The 6,613-nt window shown below is 72.1% G+C and carries 7 protein-coding genes; 4 read left to right on the plus strand and 3 right to left on the minus strand.

All coding sequences use genetic code 11. From position 1 onward, the window contains the following. Positions 1–50: 50 nt before the first annotated feature. The 3 genes from J2853_RS09975 to J2853_RS09985 form a co-directional block, all read right to left on the minus strand. Positions 51–1,235, minus strand: coding sequence for an ArgE/DapE family deacylase (locus J2853_RS09975; RefSeq protein ID WP_307556707.1), 1,185 nt, complete (start codon positions 1,233–1,235; stop codon positions 51–53). Positions 1,236–1,291: 56 nt separating this feature from the next. Beyond that, positions 1,292–2,041, minus strand: a complete 750-nt coding sequence (locus tag J2853_RS09980) for a M20/M25/M40 family metallo-hydrolase (RefSeq protein WP_307556708.1) — start codon at positions 2,039–2,041, stop codon at positions 1,292–1,294. A 117-nt stretch (positions 2,042–2,158) separates the two neighbouring features. Beyond that, positions 2,159–3,280 (minus strand): diaminopropionate ammonia-lyase, encoded by a 1,122-nt coding sequence (locus J2853_RS09985; RefSeq protein ID WP_307556709.1) that lies wholly within the window; start codon positions 3,278–3,280, stop codon positions 2,159–2,161. Between the two features lie 117 nt (positions 3,281–3,397). Here J2853_RS09985 and J2853_RS09990 point away from each other — a divergent pair, with 117 nt between their 5' ends. From J2853_RS09990 to J2853_RS10005, 4 genes are all read left to right on the plus strand, one after another. Further along, positions 3,398–4,336: a LysR substrate-binding domain-containing protein gene (locus tag J2853_RS09990; RefSeq protein WP_307556710.1), complete on the plus strand. Its 939-nt coding sequence runs from the start codon at positions 3,398–3,400 to the stop codon at positions 4,334–4,336. Between the two features lie 65 nt (positions 4,337–4,401). After that, positions 4,402–4,965 (plus strand): P-loop NTPase family protein, encoded by a 564-nt coding sequence (locus J2853_RS09995; protein ID WP_307556711.1) that lies wholly within the window; start codon positions 4,402–4,404, stop codon positions 4,963–4,965. Positions 4,966–5,128: 163 nt separating this feature from the next. Next, positions 5,129–5,449: a plasmid stabilization protein gene (locus J2853_RS10000; protein WP_307556712.1), complete on the plus strand. Its 321-nt coding sequence runs from the start codon at positions 5,129–5,131 to the stop codon at positions 5,447–5,449. 168 nt (positions 5,450–5,617) lie between these two features. Continuing rightward, positions 5,618–6,577 (plus strand): TIGR03557 family F420-dependent LLM class oxidoreductase, encoded by a 960-nt coding sequence (locus tag J2853_RS10005; RefSeq protein WP_307556713.1) that lies wholly within the window; start codon positions 5,618–5,620, stop codon positions 6,575–6,577. Positions 6,578–6,613 lie beyond the last annotated feature (36 nt).

Here is a 6,613-nt window from a genome sequence, read left to right on the forward strand (position 1 = left end):
GTGGTCGAGCGGAATGTGGTCACCGGCCCCGGCCCGTGTCCGGCCGGGGGTCAGGAACAGAAGTCCGCGACGGTGTCGGTGAGGATGCCGGTGAGGCGGTCGAGCGAGGCGAGGTCGACGTACTCGGTGGCCGCGTGGGCCCCCGCGCCGTCGACGCCGAAGAGCAGGCAGGGGATGCCCGCGCGATCAAGGAGGGCGCAGTCGGTCCAGAAGGGCTCGGCGCGCACCACGGGCGGGTGGCCGAGGGCCCGCTCGGCGTGGCGGGTGAGGGTGCGGACGACGAGGGCATCGGGGTCGGCCTCGAAGGGCTCGCGGTGCACGCCGCGGGTCAGCCGGTAACGGAAGCCGGGGACCGTGGCGGCACAGCGGTCGAGCACGGCGGTCAGTTCCCGCTCCACGCTGTCGGCGCTCTCGCCGGGGACGGTGCGGCGCTCCAGGGTGATGCGGCAGTGCGCCGGGTAGGTGGAGGGCTCCTCCCCGCCATGGATGACGGAGGCGTGCACGGTGCCGGTGCCCAGGAGGGGGTGCGCCGGGCCCCGCGCGAGGCGCCGGCCCAGTTCCTCCAGCGCGACCAGGAAGTGGCCGGCTTTGGCGATGGCGTCGATGCCGAGTTCGGGCCGCGAACCGTGGGCCGCGCGGCCCACGACCTCCACGTCGAACCAGGCGAAGCCCTTGTGGGCGAGGGTGACTTCGAGATGGCTCGGCTCGGTGACGATCGCCGCGTCGGCGGTGAAGGACTCCAGCACTTCCTCGGTGCCCGAACTGCCGTACTCCTCGTCGGCGACGCAGGCGAGGAGGACGTCGCCGCGCAGGGGCCCGTGGGCGGTGGCGCGGGCGGCGGCGACCATCATGGCCGCGATGCCGCTTTTCATGTCGAAGGTGCCGCGGCCGAACATCCTGCCGTCGCGGATCCACGGGTCGAGCGGGTCGCCGTCGTAGCCGGCGAGGCTGACGGTGTCGAGGTGGCCGTTGAGCATGAGGGAGCGGCCACCGCCGGTGCCGCGGGCGATCGCGACGAGTGAGGGCCGGCCGGGGCGCTTTTCCAGGCGGTGGACCTCGAAGCCGCGGGCGGCCAGCCATGAGGCGCAGAAGTCGGCGATGACGGTTTCGCCGGCCCCGCCGGGTACGAGGTCCGGATTGACGGAGTCGACGGCGATCAGCCGGGCCAGCAGCCGGCCGGGGTCCGAGTCCAGGGGGCCGGGAGCCGCTGGGGCCGAAGGGGTTTCGGGGATCATGAGGGCCTTCCGATGTTCTGAGGCCGCCCCGGGAGCCGGGGACGGGCCGTGGGCGGTCAGTCCTGGCCGGCCAGGCGCAGGAGGGTGGTGGCCAGGACGTCGACGCCGTGGGCGCACGCCTCGGGGGTGGAGTACTCGCGGGGGTTGTGGCTGATGCCGTCGTACTCACCCCGGACGAAGATCATGGCGGCCGGGCAGAGCGCGGCGATCTCCTGGGCGTCGTGGCCGGCGCCGGAGAGCAAGGAGAGGTACGCCAGGCCGTGGTCGTCGGCGGCCTGCGCGATGACCTTCCGCACCTCCTCGTCGAAGGGGACGTAGGCGGTCTTGGCCATCCGCCGGGTGGTCAGCGACAGGCCCGGCCGGCTCTTCTCCAGGTCGCGAAGGAACGCGGCGAGGGCTTCCTCTGCGCGGGCCATCTGGGCGTCGTCGGGGTTGCGCAGGTCGACGGTCAGCTCGGCGCGGGCCGGGACGATGTTGGTCAGGTCCGGGTGGACGGTCAGGTGGCCGGCGGTGGCGACGCTGTCGATGTGCGAGCCGGTCAGGACCGGGGCCGCGGTGGGGTCGGTGCCCTCGCGGCGGCCGTAGACGTTGCCCATCCGGTCGATGCGGACGGCCAGGCCGGCCTGCTCCATCCACGTGATGACCTGCCGGCGGCCGGCCGCGTCGGCGTCGGTCAGGGCGAGGCGGTCGACGCCGCGCAGGCCGGTGCGCTCGTCGTCGTACGCGCCGATCTCGGCGAGGTCCATCAGGGACCGCCACAGGCGGTCGCGGTCGACGGTGATCGTGTCGGGGGCGGGGCTCGTCATGGGCTGTCTCCTGGAGATCGTCGGAAACGGCGGGGTGGGCGGTGCGTACGGGGCAGCCGGCTGCGGGGGGCGTTGACGCGGTCGTTCGACGCGGGGTGTCCTTCGGAGATCCGGACTTCAGCGATCGAGGGTGGAGTGCGGGTTGGCGGCCGGGCCCTCGGTGCTCAGCAGCACGACCACCGAGGACGGGCCGAGCCCCAGCGCCGTGCGGCGTTCCTCGGCGCCCGCGCCGGTGAGCGCGGCACGCAGACCGGCGAGCGCCGCGGCCCCGCAGGGGCCGGAGGAGACCCCGAGGGCCGAGAGGTGATCGGCCGCGCGGGCACTGCCGGCGTCGGGGACGGCGATCGCGGCATCCAGCCCACCGCGCAGGTAGGGCCAGGCGATGCTGGAGGGGGTGCCGCAGTTCAGCCCGGCCATGACGGTCTCGCCGGTGGTGACACTGACGGGTTCGCCGAGGATGAGGCTTTCGAGGACGCAGGCCGCGGCCTCCGGCTCCACCGACAACAGCGCCGGAGTCCGCCCGGACAGGCGGCTGCGGTAGTGAGTGACGACGGCCTGGGCCAGAGACCCCACACCCACCGGTATGGAGACGAGGTCAGGCCCCCCGGCGACCCCTTCGGCCACCAGCTGCTCGTCGATCTCGGCGCAGAGGGTGGAGTAGCCCTCGACGATCCACCCCGGGATCCGCTCATAGCCCGGCCAGGCGGTGTCCTGGACCAGGATCGCGTCCGGCGCGGCAACGGCCTCGGCCGCCCGGCGTACGGCCTCGTCGTACGACCCCGAGACCTCGGTGACCTTCGCCTGTTCGCCGGCGACGGCCGCCACGGCCCGCGGATGCACGCCCCGCGGGACGAAGACGTGGGCGCGCTGCCCGAGCAGGCGTGCCGTGCGGGCCACCGCCCGGCCGTGGTTGCCGTCGGTGGCGGTCACCAGGGTGACCGGACCGGATCCCTCGCCGCTCGCGGCCCGCTCGGCAAGGGCGCGGTGGACCGCCCAGGAGGCGCCCAGCGCCTTGAACGCGGGCAGCCCCAGACGGCACGACTCGTCCTTGACGAAGACCCGGCCGACCCCCGACTCGGCCGCCAGCGGCGGGAGTTCGGTCAGCGGGGTGGGTGAGTAGCCGGGCAGCGCGGTGTGGAAGTCCCGCACCTCGGCGGGGGCGGGCGCACACCGCCAGGTACGGGCACCGGGCCGTACGGACCACGGCGGCGTACGGAGCGAGGAAGCGTTCTCAGGCACACGATCAGAGTCCAGCACCCGCCTACGATCGGTCCAGCGAATGTTTCCGACCTATGCTCATCGAGGAAACCGACCATTGACGCGTTGCTCCGGGACGGCGAGGAGAGTGGTCCGCCGATGTTCGACCTGCATCGACTGCGCCTGCTTCGCGAGCTCAAGCACCGCGGCACGCTGGCGGCCGTCGCCGCCGCCCTGTCCTACGCCCCCTCATCCGTCTCCCAGCAGCTCTCGCAGCTGGAAGCCGAAGTCGGCGTCCCATTGCTCGAACCGGTCGGGCGACGGGTACGGCTGACCGAGCAGGCCGAGATCCTTGTCGCCCACACCGAAGCGGTCCTCGAACGCCTGGAGCGCGCGGAAGCGGAGATCGCCGACTCCCTGACCGAGCTGACCGGCACCCTGCGCATCGCCTCGTTCCAGACGGCCGCCCTGGCCCTGGTCCCGATCGCGCTCGACCTGCTGCGCGAACTGCACCCGCACCTGCGCGTCCACGTCAGGCACATGGAACCGGAAAAGGCCCTGCCCGCCCTGCAAGCCCGCGACTTCGACCTGGTCCTCGCCGAGGAATATCCCGGCAACCCCAACCCGAGGCCCGCCGAACTCGAGCAGGAAGACCTGCTCAGCGACCCTCTCCACCTCGCACCGCCCGGACTGGCCGACAGCCCGGACACCGAGAGCCCGATGGCGGCGCTGCGCTCACTCTCCGGCCACCCCTGGGTGATGGAACCCGAAGGCACAGCCGCGCGGCACTGGGCCCTGACCCTGTGCCGCAACGCCGGCTTCGAACCCGACATCCGGTTCGAGACCACCGATCTCCTGCTCCACCTCCGCCTCGTCGAGCAGAAACACGCCGCCGCCTTCCTTCCCGACCTCGTCTGGAGCGGACGGCATCCGACCGGCGCACTGCGGCGGCTTCCCCGCGGTCAGCGCGCACGCCGCATCTTCACCGTGGTACGCCGCGGCCGCGGCCGGCACCCCGCCATCCTGGCCTGCCGGGACGCCCTCCATCAGGCGGTCGCCCTGCGCTCCCGCCGGACCTCGGCAGAGCGCGGGGATTGACCGCGCGGCGCCGCCCGGCGAACGCGGGCTCGCCCTGCTGGCCCGACGCTGAGTAGAGTTCGGCGGTGCGACGCGTATCCGTGGTGGGAATCTCGGGATCAGGTAAGTCCACACTGGCGACGGCGATCGCCGGACGGCTGGGCGTGCCGTGGCTGGAACTCGACTCGGTCTTCCACATGCGCGACTGGACGCCGCGACCGATCCCGGAGTTCCGTGCGGAGGTCGACCGGTTCACCTCGGGCGAGGGGTGGGTGGTGGACGGCAACTACTCCGCCGTCCGCGACCTGGTGTGGGAGCGCGCCGACACCGTGATCTGGATCGACCTGCCGAGGCACCTGGTGATGCGCCGGCTGCTGTCCAGAACGCTGCGCCGGATGGCCACCGGCGCGGAGCTGTGGAACGGCAACAAAGAGTCGTTCCGCTTCCTGCTGGACAAGGACGAGTCGATCATCCGTTACGCCTGGACGGCGTACGGGCCCCTCCGCGACCGCTTCGAGCGTGCCGCCGCCGATCCCGCCAACGCGCACCTGACCTTCGTCCGCCTCACCTCCCGCGCCGCCGTCGATCGGCTGACCGAGCTTCCGCGGGGCGGCCGAGACGGCACGAATGATGATCGACGGCTTCGATGACGGGGCGCGCCCCTCGTCCCGGGTCCCGGCCGGTGGCCTGCTCGACGCGCTGATCGGCGATCGGTCCGCCCCCGTTCGGCCGGTGCCCGCATGCCCGGGCGGTGCCGGGGCATGGACCGGACAAGGACACGAGTGGTGAAAGGCCCGGGGGAAGGAGATCATCATGCCCCGAGGATCGAGTCCCAAGCGGGAACGGCAGTACGAGCACATCAAGGACAGCGAACGTGAGCGCGGCGCGAGCGAGAAGCGGGCGACCGAGATCGCGGCCCGTACGGTGAACAAGGAGCGGGCCAGGGCCGGTGAGTCGCGGACCGCGAGCCGTACCTCGACCCAGGACATCTCCTCGTCGCGGCGCGGCGGGCTGCGCTCGCACTCGGGCGCGGGCGGCCGGACGCGGGACCAGCTGTACGCCGAGGCCAAGCGCCGCGGTGTCAAGGGACGTTCAAAGATGACAAAGGCCCAGTTGGAGAAGGCGCTCGGCTAGAGCGTCCGCGGGGTCTGGGCTCCCGCGCTAGGCCGCCGACCGGTGGGTACGAAGCTGGATCGTGAAAAGCCGTCCAGCCACAGCCGGTAAAGGATGATTTGCCCGCCACGGCCCCGATCGACAGGGATGCCCGCACCCGCGTCCGAAGAGATGGGTAAGGGCCGGGGTATGACAGAGATCGGTTACACGATGATGTGTGAGCAGACGCCCGCCAGGCAACTGGTCCGGGACGTCGCCGCGGCCGAGGAGATCGGCTTCGACTACGCGGTCATCTCCGACCACTACTTCCCCTGGCTGGAGGAGATGGGGCACTCGCCGTACGCCTGGTCGGTGCTCGGCGCGGCGGCCCAGGTCACCGAGCGGCTGCCGCTCATGACGTATGTGACCTGCCCGATCATGCGCTACCACCCGGCGGTCGTGGCGCAGAAGGCGGCCACGATGGGCGAGCTCTCCCAGGGCCGCTTCACCCTGGGCCTCGGCGCGGGCGAGAACCTCAACGAGCACGTGATCGGCCGCGGCTGGCCGCCGGTCGACACCCGGCACGCGATGTTCGCCGAAGCGCTGCAGATCATCCGCGACCTGCTGGAGGGCGGCTACGTCACCAGGCGCGGCGAGTTCTTCAACGTCGACTCGGCCAAGCTGTTCGACCGCCCCGACGACGGCGTCCCCTTGGCGATCGCGGCCTCGGGCGAACAGTCGCTGGCGCTGGCCAGGCAGTTCGGCGACGGCCTGGTAGCGGTGGATCCCGACGCCGAGCTGGTGCGCGGGTTCGGCGGGCAGGGCAAACCGGTGTACGGCCAGTTGCCCGTCTGTTTCGACCCGGACAGGCAGGCGGCGGTGGAACGCGCCCACCGGCTGTGGAGGTGGTCGGCGGCCGGGTGGAAGGTGATGGCCGAGCTGCCCGCACCGGTCAACTTCGCCGCCTACACCCAGAGCGTGCGGCCCGAGGACGTGGCCGCCAAAGTGCCGTGCGGCCCGGACGTCGACGCCGTCGTCCAGGCGGTGCGCGCCTACACCGACGCCGGATTCACCCACGTCGCCCTGGTGCAGATCGGCCACGAGCACCAGGACGCCTTCCTGCAGTGGTCGGCCAAAGAACTGCTGCCCGCGCTGAGAGAAGGCACCTGAGGATCAATCCGTCATGATGTACGGACATAGGAGGCC

This window comes from Streptosporangium lutulentum, from assembly GCF_030811455.1.
Classification (GTDB): domain Bacteria; phylum Actinomycetota; class Actinomycetes; order Streptosporangiales; family Streptosporangiaceae; genus Streptosporangium; species Streptosporangium lutulentum.

Excerpts from the sequence above, each read along its gene's own strand:
- J2853_RS09975 (WP_307556707.1), bottom strand. The coding sequence starts at position 1,235 with ATGATCCCCGAAACCCCTTCGGCCCCAGCGGCTCCCGGCCCCCTGGAC.
- J2853_RS09980 (WP_307556708.1), bottom strand. The coding sequence starts at position 2,041 with ATGACGAGCCCCGCCCCCGACACGATCACCGTCGACCGCGACCGCCTG.
- J2853_RS09990 (WP_307556710.1), top strand. The coding sequence starts at position 3,398 with ATGTTCGACCTGCATCGACTGCGCCTGCTTCGCGAGCTCAAGCACCGC.
- J2853_RS10000 (WP_307556712.1), top strand. The coding sequence starts at position 5,129 with ATGCCCCGAGGATCGAGTCCCAAGCGGGAACGGCAGTACGAGCACATC.
- J2853_RS10005 (WP_307556713.1), top strand. The coding sequence starts at position 5,618 with ATGACAGAGATCGGTTACACGATGATGTGTGAGCAGACGCCCGCCAGG.